General features: G+C 64.2%; 20 protein-coding genes. 5 read left to right on the top strand and 15 right to left on the bottom strand.

Going from position 1 to position 20765, the window contains the following annotated elements; genetic code table 11:
- Nucleotides 1–28: 28 nt before the first annotated feature.
- Nucleotides 29–991, bottom strand: coding sequence for a UDP-glucuronic acid decarboxylase family protein (locus tag IVB26_RS27900; RefSeq protein WP_247968315.1), 963 nt, complete (start codon nt 989–991; stop codon nt 29–31).
- Between the two features lie 219 nt (nt 992–1210).
- Here IVB26_RS27900 and rfbF point away from each other — a divergent pair, with 219 nt between their 5' ends.
- Together rfbF and rfbG are read left to right on the top strand one after the other, a co-directional pair.
- Nucleotides 1211–1981, top strand: coding sequence for a glucose-1-phosphate cytidylyltransferase (rfbF, locus tag IVB26_RS27895; RefSeq protein ID WP_246925838.1), 771 nt, complete (start codon nt 1211–1213; stop codon nt 1979–1981).
- Nucleotides 1978–3042, top strand: a complete 1065-nt coding sequence (gene rfbG, locus IVB26_RS27890) for a CDP-glucose 4,6-dehydratase (protein WP_247968314.1) — start codon at nt 1978–1980, stop codon at nt 3040–3042. The genes rfbF and rfbG overlap by 4 nt, the downstream gene beginning before the upstream one ends.
- Here rfbG and IVB26_RS27885 read toward each other — a convergent pair whose 3' ends face one another.
- Both IVB26_RS27885 and IVB26_RS27880 read right to left on the bottom strand, forming a co-directional pair.
- Complete coding sequence (locus IVB26_RS27885; protein WP_247968313.1) at nt 3043–3933, bottom strand: phosphotransferase family protein; 891 nt, start codon at nt 3931–3933, stop codon at nt 3043–3045. It abuts the gene before it with no gap.
- Nucleotides 3923–4876, bottom strand: coding sequence for a sulfotransferase family protein (locus IVB26_RS27880; protein WP_247968312.1), 954 nt, complete (start codon nt 4874–4876; stop codon nt 3923–3925). The genes IVB26_RS27885 and IVB26_RS27880 overlap by 11 nt, the downstream gene beginning before the upstream one ends.
- 169 nt (nt 4877–5045) lie before the next feature.
- Here IVB26_RS27880 and IVB26_RS27875 point away from each other — a divergent pair, with 169 nt between their 5' ends.
- The 3 genes from IVB26_RS27875 to IVB26_RS27865 are packed head-to-tail and all read left to right on the top strand — an operon-like array spanning nt 5046 to nt 7679.
- A complete protein-coding gene (locus IVB26_RS27875) occupies nt 5046–5963 on the top strand; it encodes an NAD-dependent epimerase/dehydratase family protein (protein WP_247968311.1) in 918 nt (305 codons plus the stop codon).
- 43 nt (nt 5964–6006) lie between these two features.
- On the top strand, nt 6007–6759 hold the full coding sequence (locus IVB26_RS27870; protein WP_247968310.1) for a transketolase: 753 nt from the start codon (nt 6007–6009) through the stop codon (nt 6757–6759).
- A complete protein-coding gene (locus IVB26_RS27865) occupies nt 6756–7679 on the top strand; it encodes a transketolase family protein (RefSeq protein WP_247968309.1) in 924 nt (307 codons plus the stop codon). Before IVB26_RS27870 ends, IVB26_RS27865 begins: the two co-directional genes overlap by 4 nt.
- A 13-nt stretch (nt 7680–7692) precedes the next feature.
- Here IVB26_RS27865 and IVB26_RS27860 read toward each other — a convergent pair whose 3' ends face one another.
- From IVB26_RS27860 to IVB26_RS27805, 12 genes are all read right to left on the bottom strand, one after another.
- The gene (locus IVB26_RS27860) at nt 7693–8655 is read right to left on the bottom strand and encodes a glycosyltransferase family 2 protein (protein ID WP_247968308.1); all 963 of its coding nucleotides are present in this window, start codon (nt 8653–8655) and stop codon (nt 7693–7695) included.
- Between the two features lie 28 nt (nt 8656–8683).
- Nucleotides 8684–10162, bottom strand: coding sequence for a DUF6056 family protein (locus IVB26_RS27855; protein ID WP_247968307.1), 1479 nt, complete (start codon nt 10160–10162; stop codon nt 8684–8686).
- Between the two features lie 116 nt (nt 10163–10278).
- A complete protein-coding gene (locus IVB26_RS27850) occupies nt 10279–11028 on the bottom strand; it encodes a glycosyltransferase family 2 protein (protein WP_247968306.1) in 750 nt (249 codons plus the stop codon).
- Between the two features lie 11 nt (nt 11029–11039).
- On the bottom strand, nt 11040–12443 hold the full coding sequence (locus tag IVB26_RS27845) for a capsular polysaccharide export protein, LipB/KpsS family (protein ID WP_247968305.1): 1404 nt from the start codon (nt 12441–12443) through the stop codon (nt 11040–11042).
- 4 nt (nt 12444–12447) lie between these two features.
- A complete protein-coding gene (locus tag IVB26_RS27840; RefSeq protein WP_247968304.1) occupies nt 12448–13836 on the bottom strand; it encodes a surface carbohydrate biosynthesis protein in 1389 nt (462 codons plus the stop codon).
- A gap of 25 nt (nt 13837–13861) precedes the next feature.
- Complete coding sequence (locus IVB26_RS27835; protein WP_247968303.1) at nt 13862–14794, bottom strand: hypothetical protein; 933 nt, start codon at nt 14792–14794, stop codon at nt 13862–13864.
- A complete protein-coding gene (locus IVB26_RS27830) occupies nt 14791–15681 on the bottom strand; it encodes a class I SAM-dependent methyltransferase (RefSeq protein ID WP_247968302.1) in 891 nt (296 codons plus the stop codon). Before IVB26_RS27830 ends, IVB26_RS27835 begins: the two co-directional genes overlap by 4 nt.
- Nucleotides 15682–17205, bottom strand: a complete 1524-nt coding sequence (locus IVB26_RS27825; RefSeq protein ID WP_247968301.1) for an oligosaccharide flippase family protein — start codon at nt 17203–17205, stop codon at nt 15682–15684. It abuts the gene before it with no gap.
- A 10-nt stretch (nt 17206–17215) separates the two neighbouring features.
- Nucleotides 17216–18037 carry an SDR family oxidoreductase gene (locus tag IVB26_RS27820; RefSeq protein ID WP_247968300.1) on the bottom strand — a complete coding sequence of 274 codons (822 nt, stop codon included), beginning with the start codon at nt 18035–18037 and terminating at the stop codon, nt 17216–17218.
- Between the two features lie 13 nt (nt 18038–18050).
- The gene (locus tag IVB26_RS27815; protein WP_247968299.1) at nt 18051–18752 is read right to left on the bottom strand and encodes an acylneuraminate cytidylyltransferase family protein; all 702 of its coding nucleotides are present in this window, start codon (nt 18750–18752) and stop codon (nt 18051–18053) included.
- Nucleotides 18749–19657, bottom strand: coding sequence for a Gfo/Idh/MocA family protein (locus tag IVB26_RS27810; protein ID WP_247968298.1), 909 nt, complete (start codon nt 19655–19657; stop codon nt 18749–18751). Before IVB26_RS27810 ends, IVB26_RS27815 begins: the two co-directional genes overlap by 4 nt.
- Nucleotides 19654–20703 carry a nucleotidyltransferase family protein gene (locus IVB26_RS27805; RefSeq protein WP_247968297.1) on the bottom strand — a complete coding sequence of 350 codons (1050 nt, stop codon included), beginning with the start codon at nt 20701–20703 and terminating at the stop codon, nt 19654–19656. The genes IVB26_RS27810 and IVB26_RS27805 overlap by 4 nt, the downstream gene beginning before the upstream one ends.
- Nucleotides 20704–20765 lie beyond the last annotated feature (62 nt).

Here is a 20765-nt window from a genome sequence, read left to right as displayed (position 1 = left end):
GCTGCGAACGACTGGAGTTGCGAGCAGATCAGGCGATGTCGAGCGAATGCTTGAAGTAGGCGATGGTCTCCTTCAGCCCGTCCTCGAGCGCGACCTTCGGCTCCCAGTTCAGCACCGCCTTCGCCTTGGCGAGGTCGGGCTGGCGCTGGCGCGGGTCGTCCTGCGGCAGCGGCTTGAACTCCAGCTTGGAGCGCGAGCCCGTGAGCTTGATGACCTTCTCGGCGAGTTCGCGGATCGTGAACTCGGAATTGTTGCCGAGGTTGATCGGGCCGGTGATATCTTCCGCAGTCACCATCAACCGCATGATGGCCTCGACGAGGTCGTCGACATAGCAGAACGAGCGGGTCTGGCCCCCGTCGCCGAACACGGTGATCGGATCGCCCTTGAGCGCCTGGACGATGAAGGACGACACCACGCGACCGTCATTTGGCTGCATGCGCGGGCCGTAGGTGTTGAAGATGCGTGCGACCTTGATCGGCAGGCCGTGCTGACGCCAATAGTCGAAGAACAGCGTCTCGGCGCAACGCTTGCCCTCGTCGTAGCAGGAGCGGACGCCGATCGGGTTGACGTTGCCCCAGTAATCCTCGGTTTGCGGATGGATCAGCGGATCGCCATAGACCTCGCTGGTCGAGGCCTGGAAGATGCGCGCCTTGAGCCGCTTGGCGAGCCCCAGCATGTTGATGGCGCCGTGCACCGAGGTCTTGGTGGTCTGCACGGGGTCCCGCTGGTAGTGGATCGGCGAGGCCGGGCAGGCCAGGTTGAAGATCGCGTCGACCTCGATGTAGAGCGGGAAGGTGACGTCGTGCCGGACCGCCTCGAACAGCGGATTTGCGATCAGATGGGATATGTTGCGCCGGCTGCCGGTGAAATAATTGTCCGCGGACACCACCTCGGCCCCGGCATCGAGCAGTCGCTCGCAGAGATGCGATCCGATGAACCCGGCGCCTCCGGTCACGAGAATGCGGCTGTTCCTGTAGTTTTCAAACGGCATGATCGGTTCCAGCTGGGTCTCGGGACGGTCTCGTCCCGCTGCGGCGGGCAGAGTGGTATCGGCTACGGGCGAAAACGCCAATAGCTTTGCATAAAGGTAATTAAATACCTATTGATCTCTGGGAGTTGCTTGAGGACCGATGATTTTCCAGGTCCCGCCACTTCGTATAGAAGCCGTCTGGAATACGCGGGGAGCGTGCCTCCCGTTCGGAGCAGGTGAATGAAAGTCGTAATTCTTGCGGGAGGCCTCGGCACGCGAATCGCGGAGGAGACCAGCACGCGACCGAAGCCGATGGTGGAGATCGGTGGGCGGCCCATCCTGTGGCACATCATGAAGATCTACAGCCACTACGGCTTCCATGATTTCGTGATCTGCCTTGGCTACAAGGGCTTCATGATCAAGGAGTATTTCGCGAACTACTTCCTGCACATGTCCGACGTGACCTTCCACATCGCCGAGAACCGGATGGAAGTGCATCGCGAAACCGCCGAGCCGTGGCGGGTGACGCTGGTTGACACCGGCGAGGACACCCAGACCGGCGGCCGGCTGAAGCGGGTGCTGCCCTACGTCGCGGACGAGCCCTTCTTCGCATTGACCTATGGCGACGGTGTCGCTGACATCGATCTTGCCGCCGAGATCGCTTTCCACAAGGCGCATGGGCGCCGCGCCACCGTTTCGGTGGTGCGGCCGGCCAAGCGCTTCGGCGCCATCGCGATCGAGGGTGACCGCGTCGTCAATTTTGAGGAAAAGCCCAATGACGACGGCGGCTGGATCAATGGCGGTTTCTTTCTGTTGTCGCCTTCGGTCGGCGAGCTGATCGCAGACGACAACACGATCTGGGAGCGCGAGCCGATGGAGCAATTGGTGCGCGGTGACGATCTGCGCGCCTATGTGCATCACGGCTTCTGGCACCCGATGGACTCGCTACGCGATCGCAACTTCCTTGAGGGCGAGTGGGCCAGCAACCGCGCCAAATGGAGGGTCTGGTGACGGATCCGGCATTCTGGCGCGGCAAGAAGGTCTTTCTCACGGGCCACACCGGCTTCAAGGGGGCGTGGGCCTCGCTGCTGCTGCGCCGTCTCGGGGCTGACGTCTACGGCTATGCGCTGCCGCCGACACACCCATCCGCGCTGTTCGTCACGGCGCGCATCGCCGACGACATCAGGCACCGCGTGGCCGATATCCGCGATCTCCCAACCTTGCGCGCCGCGATGGCGGAGGCCGAGCCCGACATCGTCATCCATATGGCGGCGCAAGCGCTGGTTCGCCCCTCCTATGAAGAGCCGGTCGAGACCTTCGCGACCAACGTGATGGGCACGGTGCATGTGCTGGAGGCGGCACGGCATCTGCGCTCGGTGCAGGTGATCCTGAACGTCACCAGCGACAAGTGCTACGAGAACAAGGGTACGGGCGCCGCCTTCGGCGAGGGCGACCGGCTCGGCGGTGACGATCCCTACAGCAACAGCAAGGCCTGCGCCGAGCTCGTGACGCATTCCTACCGCCACAGCTTCTTCAACACGAGCGGCGCGGCGCGCGTTGCGACCGCGCGTGCCGGCAACGTGTTCGGAGGCGGCGACTGGGCGCGCGACCGCTTGGTGCCCGATGCGATGCAGGCCTTCCTGGCGGGCGAGGCGCTCCGCATCCGCAATCCCAATTCGGTGCGGCCCTGGCAGCACGCGCTCGACCCGGTGCTCGGCTATCTGTCGCTGGTCGAGCGATTGGCGAGCGATGAAAGTTTCGTCGGCGGCTGGAATTTCGGACCAGACACCGCAAGTGAGGTGCCGGTCGGGACCGTGGTCGATCGCCTGATCGCGCTGTGGGGCGACGGCGCACGGTGGACGGCAGACGCCGGCCCACATCCGCACGAAGCCGCCTATCTCCGGCTCGACTGCGCAAAGGCGCGGAGCGAACTCGGCTGGACGCCGCGGCTCGATCTGGCCCAGGGCCTACGGCTGACCGTCGAGTGGTACAAGGCGCTGCGCGAGGGCCGTGACCTGCGCAGGTTCTCGCTCGATCAGCTCGATCAGGTTGCTGGCGCTGTGCAGGCTTGATCAGCCCGGTAGATCGAGGATCTCGGCGATGCGGTCCTCTGCCGACAGCGCGTGCTTCAGGTGCTCGCCCGACAAGACGGCCAGATAGGATTTGAGCAGGACGACGAGCACGAGGATGGCGCGCTCGACCTTGGGCGATAGGCCGGTTCGGCCGAAGGCGGCCCTTTGCAGGGACGGCCGATTCTCCATGAAGGTCAGCCAATAGAGGTAGTCGTAGCCGGCGATGCCGCGGAATGCGTCTTCCCAGTCGATGACGCGCGGTGCGGCTCCCTGGAGCATGATGTTCTTCGGTCCGAAATCGCCATGACAGAGCGCCTCGGGCAGATCCGCGCGACGATCACCGAGCAGCGTGATCAGCCTGCGCACTTCGGCCGCGGTGGCCTGCTCCAGCAGACCACGGCTCGCAAGGGTCTTCAGAGCCACTGCGGCGGAAGCCAGATAGTGTTCGAACGAGGCAAGCCCATCCGGCCGCCAGTCCTTGAGCCGCTCACTGCATGCGTCTGCCATCGCAGCGGCATCAGCGGGCTCCATCGGGCCGGCCAGCGGCGTGAGCGCGGGCATCGTGAGGCAGAGCCGCACCGTTCCATCCGCGAGCGGGATCTCGAAACGGTCGAGCACGATCATCTTGCCGTAGAGCTGCTCGAGGATGTCGGCTTCCTTGGCGAGGCTGGCGCGCGCGCTCGTGCCCGGTAGATGCGTCTTCAGAAAGCGCTTTTCGCCGGAGATATCCGCATCGTAGCAGGCGCCGAGCGTGCCGCCAGGCGCCGGCACGACGGTGGCGCTGCGGCCGAAGGATTGCAGATGCTGACGCAGCGCGGGCAGGAGGCGCGCGCGATCGGCAGCGATGTCGGGGCGGTCGTCGGTTTCGAAGAACGCGATCTTACTCAGCACGATAGAGCGGGCTCAGATAGTCGATTCGGTCGTAGCCGAAATGACGGGCGAGGGCTGCGGTGCCCTGCGCGATCTGCCTGCGCTCCTCGTCCGAGAGTTCCTGGATCACGGCCTGGTTGTAATCCCTGGTGCTCTTGAGCACGGTTCCCCAGGGCGCGATGGAGTCCTTGATCTCGACGCCGTTCCAACTCGGATAGAGCATGCTGTCCGCGAAGGGCACACCGATGAATCCGGCCGCCTCGGTCATGAACTTGCGCTTGTCGTCCACGAGGTCCTCGTAACGGAAGATGCGCACGTTCTCCGGGTACATCCTGGCAAACATCTCGACCGTCGAGTGATAGATGTTCCAGGTGATCAGGTATTTGGTCAGCGGCTGCGGGAACGGGCGGCGCTTGGTGTCTCGGTAGGCCGAGAATGGATTGCGTACGATGTGCAGGATGCGGATGTTGGGAAAGTCGCGCACCATGCGATCGGCATCGATCCCGATGGCGGGGGAGTAGCCGACATGGACCATGTCCGGCCGCGGCTTGGTGTAATAGTTCTCCCAGGCCGTGAAAGTCGAACGGAAGAAGGCTTCGATCACCTTGCGGCGCGGGATCGGCGCCTCGCCGCACAGCCGGACGAATTCGGCGACGCGCTTCTTTTCGTCCAACACGCAATCGGCATCGCGGAACTTGGAGCCGTTGCGCTTGCGCAGGAAGGTCTTCAGTTCCTCGTCGATCATCTGCTCGTAGAGTTCGATGGCCGTCAGCCCTTCCGGGAATTCGGGATAGCGGTACTGGACGCGCTCGACCGAGGCCAGGAAGTCGTTGAAGTTGCGGTTTCCGAGCTGCGACTCGAAGGGATAGACGAGCAGGTCGGGATGGCCGTCGAAATGACGATGGGTGACGTTCCCGCCGTGCTCGAAGCCCGCGGAAACCATGGCCAGCCTGAAGTCATTCATGCGTCTACCCCTGCGTCGTCGAACCTCGATCCGGCCCCCCGTTTAGCCGCATCGGCCGGATAATCAAGTTCGGATCGGCCTGCAGCCGTGCCGGGAGGGGGGCCGGGCAGGGGGGAGTTGCCGAAGCGGGACATTGACGGGCCCGGGGTAGCTGATCTACCGGGGGTTTATGCGTATTTTTGCCACCGGTGCGAGCGGTTTCCTGGGCTCCTATCTCGTTGCGGACCTCATGGCGCGGGGGCACGAGGTGGCCGTGCTGTTGCGGCCCGCAAGTTCCTATTGGCGCCTCGGGCCGCTTCGTGACCGGCTGCACGTGATCCCGGGCAGCCTGGAGCACCCGGACGGGCTGCGCGCAGCACTGGGGGCGTTCGCGCCGGAGGCGGTCGTGCACATGGCCTGGCGCGGCGTCGCAGGGAGCGATCGCAACAGCCCGGTTCAGGCCGTCAACGTGGCCGACACCGTGGGCCTCGTCGAACTTGCAGCCCAGGCCGGCGCCAGGATCTTCGTCGGAGCCGGGTCGCAGGCGGAGTACGGACCCTATGATCGCGCGATCCGGGAGGACGACGTGCCACGGCCGACGACGTTGTACGGCATGGCCAAGCTCGCGGCGGGATCGATGGCGACGCGCCTGTGCGAGGAGCGCGGGCTGCGTGCGGCGTGGCTCCGGATCTTCTCGACCTACGGACCGAAAGATGCCGATCACTGGCTGATCCCGAGCATGATTCGGAACCTGCGCTCCGGGCATCCCATGGCGCTGACGGCCTGCGAGCAGCGCTGGGGATTTCTGCACGCGCGCGACGCTGCCAGCGCTTTCCGTCTGGCGATCACGCATGAGGCGGCGAGCGGCATCTTCAATGTCGGCAGTGCGGACGCACCGCCGCTGCGCGAGACGGTGACGCGGCTGCGCGATCTGGTTGACCCGGGCGCTGCTCTCGGCTTCGGCGAGTTGGCGTATCGGCCCGATCAGGTTATGGTCCTGGCTGCGGACGTTTCGCGCATGCTCGCCTTGGGCTGGAAGCCCGACGTGCCGTTGGATGAGGGATTGCGCGAGACGGTAGACTGGCATGACGCGACCAAATCTTCCTGAGCCGAAAGAATTCGCACGACGCATTCGTGCGCACGCGTTGCGTATGGTGCATGCCGCGAAGGCTTCGCATATCGGCGGCTGCCTCTCGATGGCGGACATCCTGGCGGTGCTCTATACGCGGATCCTGCGCATCGATCCGGCCGAGCCGCAAGCAGCGGGCCGCGATCGCTTCGTGCTCAGCAAGGGCCACGCCACGGCAATCATGTACGCCGCCCTCGCCGAAAGCGGTTTCTTTTCCCCGGCAGAGCTCGACACCTATTGTCGCGACGGATCGATCTTCACCGGACACGTCAGCCATGCCGTGCCCGGCGTCGAGGTCTCCACGGGCTCGCTCGGCCATGGCCTGCCGATTGCAATCGGCATGGCGCTGGCCGCACGAACGGCGAGTGCGGGCAGCCGCGTGTTCTGCCTGCTCAGCGACGGCGAATGCGACGAGGGCTCGAACTGGGAGGGCATCCTGTTCGCGCCCCATCACAGGCTCGACAATCTCTGCGTCATCGTCGACTTCAACAAGATCCAGAGTTTTGGCTCGGTCGCCGAGGTGTTGAACCTCGATCCGTTTGCCGAGAAATGGAAGGCGTTCGGCTGGCAGGTCGAGGAGATCGACGGCCACGATCTCACTGCGCTGGAACATGTGCTGGGCGGCGTGCCGGCGGCATCGGGCCGGCCGACCGTCGTGATCGCGCACACCATGAAGGGCAAGGGCGTGAGCTTCATGGAGAACAAGCTCGAATGGCACTACCGCTCGCCTTCGGATGAGCTCCTCGCGCAGGCATTGGCCGAGGTTGGCGCATGAGGACGACGTTCATCGAGAGCCTGTCGCAGGCCGCGAGCGAGAACCCCGACCTCTGGCTGCTCTGCGGCGATCTCGGCTACTCCGTGCTGGAACCGTTTGCGGCCAAGTTCCCCGATCGCTATCTCAATGTCGGCGTTGCCGAGCAGAACATGGCGGGCATCGCCGCCGGCATCGCGCTGTCGGGCAAGACGGTCTTCATCTACTCGATCGGAAACTTCCCGACATTGCGGTGCCTCGAGCAACTCCGCAACGACGTCTGCTACCACGGCGCCGACGTCAAGGTCGTGGCGGTGGGCGCCGGCTATGCCTATGGCAGCCAGGGCTACACCCACCATGCGCTGGAGGATGCGGGGATCATGTCGATGCTGCCGGGCATCGAGGTGTTCGTGCCCTGCGATCCCTCGGAGGTGCGGGCTGCGACGCGTCTGATCGCAACGAGCGGCAAGCCGTCCTACTTGCGGCTCAGCCGCCAGGGGGAGCCGAATCTTGGCGCCGCCGTGACTGACCTGCGCAAACCCAGGGTTTTGCGTGTCGGACGGGATGTCGTCATCCTCGCATCGGGGCCGATCGCCTCGCGCGCCCTTGCTGCAGCCGGGGAGCTTGCCGGGCGGGGCCGCGACGTCGGTGTAGTCAGCGTCTCCTGCCTGAAGCCCCTCGACGAAGGCGCGATCCGAGACGCCGTGCGCGGCGCTTCGCTCATCGTGACGCTGGAAGAGCACATTCTGCGCGGTGGTTTGTTCAGTCTGGTCGCGGGCGCGTTTGCCGGCGACGCAGTCCGGCCGCCGATCACGGGCATCGGCATTCCCGAGCAGGGCGGCAAGACCTCGCAGGCGGGATCGCGCGAGGCGCTGCTCGATGCCGCCGGCCTTTCAGCCGAGGCGATCGTCGCGCGGATCGAGCAGTCGCTGGCGAAGGGCTGACGTCGCCTGCGCGTCAGGTGCCGGACGGCGGTGACGGATCGAAATTGACGCGTTCGCGCTCGAACACCACGGGCTTCTCACGTACCTGTCCGTAAATCGCGAGGACGTACTCGCCGATCATGCCCATGAAGAACAGTTGCACGCCGCCGAAGAAGAACATGGCGACGATCAGCGTGATGATGCCGGGCTCGGCAAGCTGCCGGTACAGGACGAGGCCGACCACGAAATTGACGATGGCGTAGCCGATGCTCAGGGCCGAGATCAGGAAGCCCGCCAATAGACCGAATCGGACCGGCGCCGTGGTAAAGGACACCAGCCCGTTGAGGCCCTGGTCGATCAACGCGCCGGCCCGGTTCTTGGAGAGTCCTTTCTTGCGCTGGCGCCAGGTGTAGGGGACGCCGACGGCGCGGCCGCCGCATTCGAACGTCATCATCCGCATGAAAGGATATGTGTCGCGGACGTGCCGCATGGCCTCGACCACGCGCCGGTCGACGAGCTGGAAGTCGCCGACGCCGGGTGGCACGTTGACCTCGGAGAAGCGGGTCAGCAGGCGGTAATAGGCATTGCGGATGCCGCGCATCAGCCGCCCTTCCTCGCGCACAGCGCGGATGCCGTAGACGATCTCGTAGCCGGCCTCCCACAGCTTGACGAATTCGGGAAGCAATTCGGGCGGATCCTGCAAGTCGGCCGGCATGAACAGGAGCACAGCGTCGCCGCGCGAGGCCATCACCCCGTTGAAAGTGTTGCGCAGCGGGCCGAAGTTGCGTGCGTTGACGATGATCTTCACCGCAGGGTCCTGTGCAGCGATCTCGCGCAGGATCTCGACGGTGCGATCGTCGGAGGCGTTGTCACAGAAGATGTGCTCGCGCCGATAGCCCCGGAGCTCGCCGTCGAAGATCTTCCGGATCGCCTCATAGCAATCTCTAACGTTGAGCTCTTCATTGTAGCAGGGCGTGATGACGCTGATTGTTTTCACGTTCGCATCTCTGGAGCTGGGCAATTGGTCATCGCGGCGTGTCGGCAGCGTAGACGGCGGACTTGTGGTAATATCTGGCGACGCAGTCATTCGGCAACCGGTCGGCGTTCTCAGTCACATCGGCGGTCATCAGCAGGGATGGCGTCCATTTGTGCCGGGGAACCGCGACAACCGGCTCGCGGCTCGTCGTCAGGAGGGCATGCCGTTCGGCGCTCTCCCGCCAATACGGATACAGGCCCTGCCACTGCGCTCGCAGCTGAGATGCTGTCGAGCTCAGGCAGAGCGAGGCGATCGTGAGCAGCATCAGGCCCGCAGGCATCCCGATGGGACCGAGCAGGCCGCGAAACGCTCCCGCCGCAACCCGTTCGCGCAGTTGCGGGCGGTAAGCGCCGACGATCAGCTTGACGCCCAGCGTCGATCCGAACAGCAGCAGGATCAATGCCTGGTTCTGCGCCCTTTCGACGAGCCGCATGCCCGTCGCATAGCGATGAGCGAAATATTCGAAATAGCAGCACGCCAGGCAGATCGCGATCGTGCCGAGAGCCAGCAGCTTGTTCTTTTGCGGCGCTTTGGGCGCCGGGTCAGGCGCGATCAATGCGATGAGACCGACAGCGGCGAGCCAGGCGACGATGGCGGGCTCTCGAAGGAAACGACCGAGACCGGCGAGCGAATCGATAAGCGCTTGAAGCACCGACCATGTCACATGCCCGCCGTTCGGGAGTTGTTCCATGCGCGTGCTGTTGCCACTGGCGGAGACAACGATGATCCACCCGATCGCGATGGCAGCCGCGATCAGGGTGTGATGCACGATCTGCCGCTGCTGGCCAAAGAGATGGCGCGCGCCCAGCGAAGCCGAGACGATCAGCAGGAGCCAGGCGCCGGTAAATTCGTTGCCCAGCGCAGCCACGAAACCGCCTAGCGCCATCGCAAGGCTGAGCGTCCAGGAGAAGCCGGCTTGCCGATCAAGCGCCCGAATGCACTCCCCGAGGATCAGCACGGTGACCAAGGCGGGCGGGACATAGCAGGTCACGGCCGACAGCCAGTAGAGCAGGTCCCGAACACTCGGCGCCGCGCTGACCACGGTGCTCGCGAAGGCAAGCGCGAGGAAAGTCAATTGGAGAGCGCCGGTGCGGGGCCAGGCACGGGCCATGGCGAGCGTCGTGGCGGCCAGGAACAGTGCTGCGCTCACAGCCATCGTCAGTGAATAGGCCGACAGCAGGCTGACACCTGCCGCTGCGGAGATCGCGGGCGGAACCTGGGTCAGCCACAGGGCCAGGACCCGGCCCGATTGCGAGTGATAGAAGAGCGATACGGTGTCGATGAAACCATGACGCGCGTACAGATCCGCGAAGCAGAAGTCGTCATGTTCGGGGGCGCTAAGTGACGTGAGCGCGAGCAGAACCAGCAGAAAAATTGCAGGAAACAGGCTGCACAGCGTCCAGCCAATCCAGGCCCGGCGATCGGCGTAGGGACGCGCTGCCAGCGGAATAACACCTTGATTGTACACGCAAAGCCCCCTCCGATCCGGGTCAGACTAGAGACAACCGACCCAGGTCGCAATGTTCATTTCCGGCCGTTGCAGCGTGCCGTTGGTGGCGCTTGCGCGGCGAGCGGCGACCGTCGCTAGAACTCCCGTCGCTTCAGCCAGGCCCGCGCACCCCAATGGGCAAAACACCAGGCTGATTCGATAAGGGGGAGGTGCTCGACATTGCGGTAGATCTGCCAGACCCATTTGGCGGAGCGCATCGGGCGGCTGGAGACCGAGGAGCCCCTGACGCGGTAACGCGCAAGATCCTCGTTGAGGCCGTATGCGGTGTGGCCGGGCTTGAGGATCGAGAGCCACAGGCAGAAATCGTCATAGCCCTCGTTCTTCATCGCGATGGGGCCGGCGATCTCGCGATCAACCATCGCGGTCAGCGTCGCGACCGCGGTGTTCTTCAGGAGCTGACCATAGGTGAGCGAGGCCGGCACTTCGATCAGCCGTCCGGTAACGGTGTTGGTCTCGTTGATGCGGCGGAAGGCGGTGTAGCTGAGGGCGGCCTTCTTCTCCCGAGTGAAGGCAAGCTGCCGCTCCAGCTTCTCGGGCAGCCAAAGATCATCGCTGTCGAGGAAGGCGAGATAGCGGCCTTGCGCGGCGTCGATCGACGCCTGGCGCGCCAGCGCAGGGCCGCCGTTCTTCGCCTGCCGGATCAGCTTGACGCGCGGATCGCGCGCGCCGATGTCGGCGATAATCGCCGGCGTCCTGTCGGCCGAGCAGTCGTCGGCGATCAGGAGTTCCCAATCGGCGAATGTCTGGCTCTGCACCGAGCGGATTGTCTCCTCGATAAGGCTTTCGACGTTCCAGGACGGTGTGATGATCGAGACGAGCGGCATGATGGGTCCGTTCAATTCACGCGGGCCGGCTCGGCGATTGCCGCGCGCAAGGAGGCCGCAAACGTGTCGAGCAGCTTGGGATCGCCGACATAGAGCTCGCCTGGATAGGACCGGCGCCAGGCGGACTCGAAATAGGGTGCGCCTTTGGCCGGATCGAACGGCCCGGCGGAGAGGGCCTCGCGCAGGCGTGCGGGCAGGTCGGCCAGACGACCGACCGCATACACCAGCGGGCAGGAGCGGTAGAACGCATCACCCAACACCACGACCGGCTTGCCGAGCAGCAGCGCTTCGGCGCCGGATTTGCTGTTGACTGATATGACCGCATCGGCGCGATTGAGCACGGTGTAATTGTTGGTCTGCGGCGGCAGCAGCACGAAATTGTCGAAACGGCGCGCGAGCTCGAACAGGCGATCGGCCGAGATCGCACCGATCTGGGCAGGGTGCTCCTTCACGACCAGGACATGCGAATCCGGGATCGTGCGTAGCAGGAAGTCGACGGTCGCGACCTGGTCGAGATAGTCCGGCGAGCGTAGCGTCAACGCCATGTCGGCAGGGACGTGGAATGGGTAGTAGACGAAGGGCGTTTCCGGAATCGGCTTGTAGAGCTTGCGCAGCCGTGTCGCGTTGAGCGCCATCGCCGCGTGCACGCGGGCATGGCGCAGATTGTGCCCGAACTCCTGGTGCTTGCCGAGCGCGAACTGGTCCCAGAGCTTTTCGGCGAGACGGTTGGCATTGCGCAAATTGAGGACCTTCTTGAAGGCCGCTGAGTAATGGTGCTGATCCTTCTTGGGGATGACGATCGCGCGCTGCGTCAGCGTTTCGTCGAGATAGGCGCGCACCTCAGGGGACACAGCGTCCGCCGGCGTCGGCATCACGTCGGGCGCGCCGAGCGTGTCGGGCGTGAAATACATCCGGCCACGGAAGAACGAGGGTTCTATGAACCAGTTGCGAATGCCCCGGCGCCTGGCGGCGCAGAAGCTCGCGATCACGGAGAGAAAGCCGCCAAGCTCCTGCACCAGCTCGGGGCGCTTGCCTTGCCGTTCGAGCCGGTCGAGCACCGTCTCCATCGCATTGGCATAGATCATGAAGCGCCGGCGTAGCGCCGCGGTGTCGCGGATGCCGAAAGTGACACGCTCGTGGCTGAACAAGAAATTGGTCCCGTCGAGTCCGTAAGACACGACGCGCGCGTCGAACGCCTTGCGATCCTCGGGCGAGGGGTCGGCCTTGAGGCCCTCGCGATACATATTCGTGACCGGAACGCCTTCGGTAGCCGACATCTCCGCGCTGCGATCGTCGAAGGCAAGCAATTCGACGTCATGGCCTGCGGTGCGCAAGCGTTGCGCGACCGGAATCCAGAACCGGGTCTGGTATTCGGCAAGCGTGGTGATGAGAATGGTCTTTGCAGATGTTACCATGGCTCTATCGGACGTGTTCGATCGCAATGCTCGCGAGCGGCAAGCCCGTCGTCGCGCAATGCGCGCGTCTTGCCGTAAATTGAGACGGGCTCGCCTGGTCGTAAGCGGCGATGCGCTGAAGCAGGGTCTGGACGAAGGACGGCGCGATCCGTTTGTCGCGCCGGGCCGGGTTGAACTGGCTGCGTAGCCGCTCGGTGACGGCCGAGCCGAGCGCTGCGCTGGCGGCGCCCTTGACGATCTGGCCGAGGCTCGGCTTAGCACGAGTGCCCTTTACGGTCGCGAGCAGCGAGACGTAAGGCCAGCGCGAACGCGTTGCGCGGGTCAGGACATCGGCGACACGTTCGGCGGCTTTTCCGTCATTGAGATGGAAGAAGGCCTCGATATCGGCGGCGTGAACGCGGGCGAAATCGAAGGTCTCGGTCTCGCGCTCGATGCGATCGACTGCGCCCAGCAGCTCGTCGAACGAGACGACCTGCCGACTCACACGTGCGGGCAGTGCGGCATGGCCGGCGGTGGTCGGTGTGTTCAAATATTCGAGCTGGAGCGGCAGCTTTCCGAGCAAGACCGATTCGACCGCCGTCCCGCAGTTGAGATGAATGACGGCGGCCGCATTGCGGATGCGGTCGAGCACGCTGCCGGTGCCGTCAATCAGGACGTTGGCGTGGCGAGAGAGCGCATTGCGATAGACGTCTTCGCTCTCGAAGGGATGCGGTCGCACGAGAATGTTGCGGCCGGGCCGCGCTGCGGCGAGCCGGTCGATCTCGGCGAGATAGTTGGCGAAGACCTGCTTCAGGTCCGCGATGAAGCGATCGACATAGGCTCCATCCCAACCGGCTCGCACCATCGCTTCGCGTTCCCCGCCCGGCTTGCCGGTAAAGCGCGAATTGACCAGCGGGAAATTGGCGTTGACGAGCAGATAGCCGCGTGGCTCGCCGTCGAGCAGCGCTCGCCAGCGCGGGGCTGCGAAATCGAACCGCGGACATCCGGTGAGGTGAAGTTGCTCCGGCTTCATCGTTCCGGCTGCGAGGAAGGCGTCGTGCAGCCGACTTCCCCAGAAGAAATAGCCCGCCAGGATATCGGCGTAGCCGCTGCCCTTGATGTGAGCGGCCATCGCCGGAGGCGAGTTGCCGCCCTTTTCCGCGAGCACGCCGCCTTCGGTATCGAGCACGTACAGCGCCAGCCCAGCTCCGGCAAAGCTGCGCATCAGGTCGAGATTGACGGGACGTGCGTAGTTGACGACCAGCGCGTCCAGCCCAAGTCGCGGGACATCGACGGCCTGCTCGTACATCGGCACCAGCATGACCGATACGCCACGCCGCGCGAGTTGATAACCGAGCATGACTGCCCCCGGCAGGTCACGCTTGGGGTGATCGACCACCAGGCCTATGCGCAAGATGTGAGCTCCCGGCAGGTCCGTGTCAGAGCCGCATCACGGTGCGCTCGAGGTCCGTCAGGGCGCCGACCGCGCGGAAACGCGCCGGCGGTTCGGGAAAGATGCGCGGCTGCTGGATGTAGGTTGCCGTGTACAGCAGGCGGTTGTGATCCGACTGGATCCGGCTTCCCATGTGCAGGCAGCGGGCCGTATTGACGATGAAGGCCGACAGGCGGGGCGCGATCATTTCCTTGACTGCATCCGGACCGGTCTTGGCGAACACCTGCGCGTCGCTCATGTGGCTCTTGAGCGTGTTGCGGAATGGCTTCGAAGGCCCGGCCGGAATGAAGGTGAACGGACCGTCGGCGGTATCCCGCACATCGGTCAGGTAGATGAAGAGCTTGCAGACACGCTTGTCGTCGTGGTCGAGATGCCACAGCTGGGAGAAGCTCAGTGCCTGGTTCGGAGTCGGCTGCGACAACGTCAGCACCACGTCCGACAATTGCGGAAGGTCGTGCATGAAGTCGCCGATGATGCGTAGCGCAGCCGGCTGCAGGGCGTTGCGCACGAAGGGATGGTCGGTCGCAAAGGCGCCGTTGACGAGATCCTCGTCCAGCAGGCTGACCCAGAACGATTTGTGCCGTTCCCTCTGCTGGCCTACGAGCTCATTGAGGCGGCTCACCTTGCCGTCGGCGAACGAGGCAACGGCTTCCGCGAGGCTGCGATCGATGAGTGCGGACACGTCGACGTAACCGTCTTCGGCGAGTTTGCGGCTCGCCGCGGCCCATTCGGGCTTGGTTGGAAGCTGCTTGAGCAGCGCGACGCGCTTTGCGCGCGCAGGCAATTGCAGGGCGGTCAGAGCCGCCTTCAGCCCCCATCCGAGATCGGTGCGGTTGACGTGCCATAGCAGGCGGCGGAACTGGCTGATCTTCGCCTTCTTCGGGGCAGGCCGATCAGCCGTCGTGTCGACGGTTGTCATGTGGGCTCCCAGCAATACAAAAAACCATCATTGTGGATCGTCGGCGCGAACGGCATGCGTTCGCGCGCCAAGATGCGCACGCGGCCCTGTCGCTCGTAATCGTCGAGCGTCGAAAACAGCTGCGTCTGGTAGTCGACTGAGCGGATGTAGAGATAGCTGACGAGATCTCGCGGACTCGAGAAATTCAGCAGCTCCGTCGTCGGCTCGATGTTGATGACGCGTTTCGGCCTCGCAGCAATGATGTTGTCGACCACCTTGTGCACGTCATAAGGAATCTGCTCGATGCAGAAGTAGGTGAAAACGACCTGGTCCCTGATCGCTGCGTAGTTTGGGTCGTTGCCGTCGGTCAGGTCGATCCTGTCGAGCGATATCCGGTCTGACAGGCCAAAATGCGCTGCGATCTCGCGGCCCGCGGCGATGCCGTTCGGCGCGATGTCGAACCCGCGCAGCCTCCAGTCGGGATGATTGAGATGAAGCGACAGCAGATTGATGCCGCAGCCCGCGCCGAGCTCGACGATCTCCGCGGCGCCGCCCGTGTGCCGCGCGAGCAGCTCGCCGAGGGCCCGGGCGCGATAGCGGTAATAGTCGTCGGCCGCGACCCTGCAAATCTGATTATTGACCTTGCGAAGACCCCGCGCAGGATTCTTCGGGATCAGGAATTCGCCGATGCTTGCGGTCTTCGTCCAGGCTTTTTCCGATAGCGTTCGCTGCCAATGCGATAGATTGTACTCGGAATCAACGACGTCGGCCGTGCGTTTGACGCGGCGCATCGCGAGACGGCCGATGCTCCTGGCCGCATCCAGCGCATAAGTCGACGCCTTGTCCGACAACGACGCCGGAGCGAAACCTGTGATGACGGCTTTCGTGTCTGTCGCGTGGATGTTCATTCAACTGCTTTTGGATGTCAGTCCCATCAGTTGTCCGACGGCTGGAAATACAGTCCGGTGCCGCTTTTCGAGCACGAGGAAGTATTGGAGTGCCCAGGTAATCAGACAGAAAACCATGGAACCGAGCGCGAGCTTTAGCACGCTGTCGAACCGAATGTAACCTGCAATTGTTGCTAGAAAAATGCTTGCCAGCACAAGGATTGCGAACTGGGTTCCGACCACCTTCGCGAAGCGATTGCGGTCAAGTTCGAGTGCGCTGCGCAACTCCTCGATCTGCCAGGGCAGGATGGCGATACTGCCGACGACCTGGCCGAGAATCAGGGCGCGTTCCGCGAACAGGTGAAGTGTCGCGGCGGAGACGACTGCCCAGATCAGAAGCTGGATGGCCATCAGCCGGTTGAGCCGGGCCTGCACGTCGGGCCGCGTCAGGAAAATCAGGCTGCCGATCGCGACGTATTGGGCGCAGATTGGAACCAAGAAGCTCAGGCCCATCCAGAACGCATAGGGCGCAAGAAGGGGACCGATCCAGATGTTCATGATCTCGGGCGAGAGGATCGCGGTCGCGGCAAGCGGCGGCACCACGAACATCGGCATCATGACGAGGCCGAGATCGCCGAGGCGCTGGAACGAGGCCGCGCTGCCGCGCTCATCGAGACGGCTGGCAACTGGAAGCAGGGCGGATGTCAGAAGGCTGACAACGACCTTGGAGACCCGCGACAATCGCACCAGCGCGTCGTAGATGCCGACGGCTTTGGGTCCGAACAGCAATCCGATCAGGAACGGCTGAAGCGGCCCGGAAATGCCGCCCAACAGTTTGCCTTGCAGGAGCAGCAGGCAGCGACGCAGAATATCCTGCCGGATGTCCGGGGTCCACGGCAGCAGTCGCACATGTTTGTGCCGCAGGGCGACGAACGCAGCAATTCCAATGACGACGGCGCGGGCCACTAGCGTCGCGAGGTAGATGTAGGCAACCACTTCAAAGCCCGTCGCCGCCCACGAGGCCGCGAACGTCAGACCGACATAGGCCGCCGTCGAGGTGACCTCCGCGAAGCGGAGCAGGTTGTAGCGCTCGAAGCCTTTGACGATGCCTTCCCACACCAGCGCCGGAACGAAGACCAGATTCGCGAGCGCCGTGTAGTGCATGATCCGGCTGAACGTCTCCAGATGTGCGGCGTCGATCCTCATCACGATGACGAGCAGCGGCGTCGCGAGCCAGATGGCCGCGCTCAGGATCAAGGTGAGCGCGATGGAGACCACCCCCAGGAAAGCGATCTGGCGGCTCGCCTGCGTCCAATTGCGGTGCTCTCGCGCCCGCGCGACGATTTGGGTGGCAACCTCGGACAGACCGAGATCCAGCACCGCCATCATGCTGCCAGGGAGCAGCAGCCGCGAGATGACGATGAGGCCGAACTCGGTCACCCCCCAGGTCCCGATGATCAGTGGAATGACCGCAAGGCCCAGCAACGCGGCTACGCCGAAGGCAAGCGCCGAAATCACCGTGTTCTGGATCAGGCGCTTGATCATCGAGGTCGTGCTACCAGGCGCTCAGGCCGCCGTCGACGGCGATGTTCTGGCCAGTCACGTAGGACGCGGCATCCGACACCAGGAACAGCATTGTGCCCACCATCTCGTCCGCGCGAGCCATGCGGCCGAGCGGGATACGGGCACCATAGCGCGCCTTGAAGGTCTCGTTCTGCCCACTCTCGACCCCACCGGGGGTGAGGGTATTGACGCGAACGCCCTTTGCCGCCCAGTAGGTCGCCAGGTGCTTGGTCAGACCGATAACGCCGGCTTTGGACGCGGTGTAGACCGCGGGCGTGTTGATGGCACGGCCGAGATATTCGGAGCCTTCGTAGATGCGCTGGTCGGGCGCCATCAAGCCGTAGATCGAGGCTGTCTGTACGATAGCGCCGTAGCCGCGCTCGGCCATTTGGCCGCCGAACATCTGGGCGACGTTGAACATGCCGTCGAGATTGACCGCCATGATCTCCCGCCAGGTATCCAGCGAAAATTTCTCGACGGGTGCAAAGAAGGCGTCGACGTCGCGGGTCTTGCTCGCGGCGTTGTTGAGCAGGATCGAGACCGGTCCGAGGTCCGCTTCGATCGCATCGGCGGTGTTGCGCACGGAGCTGGGCTCGGTGATGTCGCAGCCATAGCCTCTGACGCGGACGGAGTGGCGCGAGGAGATGTCGGCTGCCGCCGCATCGGTCGCGGCCTGGTCGAGATCGACGATCGCAACGTTGGCACCAAATTCGGCAAGGCCCTCGGCAAAGCGACGTCCGAGGATGCCGCACCCGCCGGTGACGACGGCGGTTCGGCCGGTCAGATCGAACAAAGCCTTGAAGCTCGTGGTCATCGCTTGGGCCCCCTCAGGCCGGCAGTCGTTGGCGCAGCAACAGTTCCACCAGGGCAAAATCGAGATCTGAATCGATGTCGATCGAGCGTTCTTCCGGCATTTCGAACAGGCGCGTGTCCGGATAGAACACCGCGGGCTGCTCCAGGAATGGCGCGACGCGCCAGACATAGATCGATGCGTTCATGTCGAAGCAGCGCGGCGCATCCTGCCGGCGCGTGATCGGAGGATCGGCGGATTTGGAGAGACCGACGCTGCCGTCAGTGCGCTGCTCGACCAGGTTGAAATAGGGCGAGCGTCGCGCCGGCGCCCCGGTGATGACGTTACGCGCGCCGCTCTCGCGCAGCAGTGCGACCGCACCGGTGATGTCGGAGGCCAGCCGGAGCGGCGAGGTGACGTCGAGATCGACGAAGATCTCCGGCGTCTTGCCGGTTTGCGCGATGGCCTGCTCGAGACAGTGACGGATCGCCGGCAGCTTCGGTGCGGTATCGGTCGCCATCTCGTCCGGGCGCCTGACCGCAATGTCGGCGCCGGCCTTCAGTGCCGCATCGAGCAGCGCATCCGAATCGCTGCTGAAGGCGATCGCGTCGAACAGGCCGGTCTCGCGCGCCTGCGCGATGCTCCAGGCGAGCACGGGCTTGCCCAGAAGATCGCGCGCATTCTTGCCGACAACTCCTTTCGAGCCACCCCGCGCGCAGATCGTGCAGAGAAGAGTCATGGCGATATCCAGGTCTTGGTGCGCAGAGCACGCTCGCTGGCGTCGATCAGATGGACGACGCCGAGCGCCTCGGGCAGCGAGCAGACCGGGCTCGCACCGCGCATCGCCGCGACATGCATGTCGCGATAGCTCTGGTCGCGCTCGCTGGGAATCTCCGTTGCCTTGCCGTTGACCGCAAGACGGCTGCCGACGAGATCTGCCTCGATGGTGTCGTTGTCGACATTGACGCGAATGCGGCGGATGCCCTGCCGGTCGAGATAGTCCATGTGGACGTGGACCGAAGGGGCCCGCTGCATATCGAGCAGCAGGTCGAGATGGTCGTCGACGTCGATGTCGCGCGCGCCGGACGCGCCGCCGAGCGCTGCGACGCGATGCCACGGCCCGAACAGCCACAGGAGATAGTCCAGCTCGTGGCTGAGATCCCGCAGCACACCGCCTCCGGCGTCAACCGTGGCGGATGCGGTCGCGCGGTGATCGCGGCCGGGCCGCCAGTCTCTGATGTCCTGGCCGACATAGGCGGCGACCGTGATCACGTCGCGCCCGCGCAGCCTTTCGGCCAGAGCCGTCATCACGGGGTGAAAGCGCAGATTGTATCCGACGCTGACATGGGCAAAGGGATATTTCGGGGGCGGTGCCGGCGTCGCGAACAGCGGCTTTTCCACGAGGACCTTGCCATGGAAGCCGGCCTGCGCGAGCTCTTGCAGATTGTCCGCATGGCGCGCAGTCTCGGTGGCGATCACCACGTAGTCCGGATGTGCCGCGGCGATGGCCTGCTTGATCGACCCGTAGTCGCCACCTTCGCGGCGACTGGCGGTCGCGACCTCCAGGCCAAGCTCGCGCAGGACGCGCGCATGCCTTGTGCCGATCGAGCCGAGGCCAACCACGACGGCTTTTGTCGAGGTCACGGGAAGACCTCGTGAAACTCCGCGTGAGCCTGCTCGAAATCCTCCAGGCGGCCGATGTCGAGCCAGTATTCGCGAATGGGATAAACCGCAACCCGCCCTTTGCCGGCGATCACGCGTTCCAGCACGTTCGGCATGTCGATGCTGACGCCGGGCGTGACGTGGCGGAAGACGGACTGGCCGATCACGTAGATGCCGGCACTGACGAACCAGCTTTCGGTCGGCTTCTCGCGGATGGCATCGAGAAAGCCGTCTGACGTCGACACCACGCCGTAGGGGACGTGCACCTTGTGCTCGCGCACAGCCATCGTCGCTTCCACCGGCGTTGCGTTGTGGAAATCGAGGAGAGCGCCGTAGTTGATCGTGGTGAGGATGTCGCCGTTGGTGACGATCATGGGCAGAGCCGGCGGCGTCCTGAAGAGTCCGAGGGCGCCTGCAGTCCCCAGGCGTTCCGTTTCGTGGACGTACTGGATATTGGCGCCGAAGGCGGCGCCATCGGCAAAGTAGTCCTTGATCGTATCGGCTTTGTAATTGACCGAGATGAAGATGTTGCCAAAACCCTGCTGCACGACGTTGCGGACGATCGTCTCGAGCAGCGGCCGGCCGCCGACATTGAGCATCGGCTTCGGCACGTCGCGCGTCAGCGCGCCCAGGCGTTCGCCGAGGCCGCCCGCCATGATTAGGACAGGATTCGGATAGTGAGCCGGTTCGAGCAGCTCATCGAGCGTTTCGACCACGACCAGATGGCCGCCCTCGTCGACAAGCGGGAGCTGCTTGATCGACTTCTGCCGCATCAGCTGCAGGCGATCCTCGCGCGGCAGCGTCGCAGGAGCTGACACCGGCGCACGGTTCATGATGTCGGTTGCAAGTCCGGTGAGCGGTACACCCCGCAGCAGGCCACGCCTCACGTCACCATCGGTGACCACGCCGAGCAGGCGATTCTGGTCGTCGAGCACGAGCGCAATCTGAATGCTCCCGCTCTCGATGGAAGCAATAGCCTCGCCCACGGTCGCCTGCGTTCCAACGACGGCCTTACGCCAGGATTTCATGGCAATCTGCCTCGTATACGCCAGATATCGGGGGCGGCCCACGGCTGAGCCTGCTATATCGC

Origin of the sequence: Bradyrhizobium sp. 195, from assembly GCF_023101665.1 — a bacterium.
In the GTDB taxonomy this organism is placed as follows: Bacteria; Pseudomonadota; Alphaproteobacteria; order Rhizobiales; family Xanthobacteraceae; genus Bradyrhizobium.
This window is presented reverse-complemented; position numbering and strand designations above follow the sequence as displayed.